A 1,375-nucleotide genomic window follows, 5' to 3' on the forward strand; every position below is an offset into this window, starting at 1 on the left:
CAACAGTCCGGACAGTTTTTTACAAGGGTAGTGGCGAGGAAAGCTATCCAGGGCTTAAAGTACAGTCAGATTCAAAAAAGGACTGCGCCATGGATAGCCTACAGAATATTCTAACGGACGCACTGACCACAGTGGGTCATTTCACAAACCGCAACGAACCTTTCTCCTCGCATTCTTGACGAGCCTATTCGTCGTCTGTGGTCGAGCCAACTACACCAATTTAAGCCGCTATAGTCCCCTGTCAGAGCGAACGTTTCGTCGAAATCTAAACAGAGGAATTGGGTTTGAATCGGTGAATAGTCATTTGATTCAAACCCACGGTTCTCGGGAAGGAGTTCAAATCCTAGTGGTGGATGCGACGTTTCATGAAAAAAGTGGTCGTCATACACCCAATCACGATCGGTTCTACAACGGCAAGAGTGGTCAAGTCGAGACGGGATTGGAGTGGTCGGTGGTGGCAGTGGTCGATGTAGAGCAGAATACAGCCTATGCGTTATCGGCTCAGCAGACGGAAGCGGGCCTGTCCGACCGAGCTTTAGCAGCCGAAATAGAGCATCAAGTCTGTGGGAATCGAGTCGATTTCTATTTAGGCCATCTAGCCTATTGTCAGACCTATGTACCCAAACGAATTGAATATGTGGTTGCTGATAGCTTCTACAGCAAACGGAAATGGGTGGATGGGGTCGTGAACCTGGGGTGGAATGCCATTGGAAAACTGCGACAAGACGCGAATTTAAAATATCTGTATCAAGGGCCACGTCGGTCTGGTCCTGGTCGTCAGAAAACCTATGACGGCAAGGTTGCCCCATTGGAGCGACAATTAAAATATTTCACGTTAACTGAGACCTTAGACGATGGGACAGAGCTGTGGACTGCCGTGGTCTGGTCGGTTTCTCTTGACCGCCGGATTCGTGTAGTTTGCTTAGTGCGACTCGTCGAGGGGAAAGAGCGGTATATTCTGTTGTTTTCCACCGATGTTAATCTGAGCGCCAGCCATATCTTGGCTTATTATCGTGCTCGATTTCAGATTGAGTTTATCTTTCGTGATGCCAGACAATATACCGGAATGGTCGATAGCCAATCTCGCAATCTGGATGCCTTGGATGCCCAGGTCAATGGTAGTTTGACAGCCCTAAATTTAGCCAAAGTCACCTTGAGACAAGAGGCTACCGTCACAGCTCAACCGACACCAGAGGTTATTTCATTTTCTATAGCGTCGTTCAAACGAAAAGCTTTAAATGAGCATTTACTAGAACTATTTATCGCCATGTTTGATTTGGACCCGACTTTGATTAAATTAAATCCAAACTACCAAAAGCTTCTAGAATACGGCTCTCTCAAAGCTTGACCGACCGAAAATCTGTCCGGACTGTTG

Annotated in this window: 1 pseudogene; it reads left to right on the plus strand. The window is 47.1% G+C overall.

Features of this window, described 5'->3' with window-relative positions:
• Positions 1–157 precede the first annotated feature (157 nt).
• Positions 158–1,348 (plus strand): annotated as a pseudogene (locus tag E5S67_RS31970) (transposase); the annotation flags it as partial.
• Between the last annotated feature and the right edge of the window lie 27 nt (positions 1,349–1,375).

The sequence above is a fragment of the Microcoleus asticus IPMA8 genome (assembly GCF_013179805.1).
GTDB lineage: Bacteria > Cyanobacteriota > Cyanobacteriia > Cyanobacteriales > Microcoleaceae > Microcoleus > Microcoleus asticus.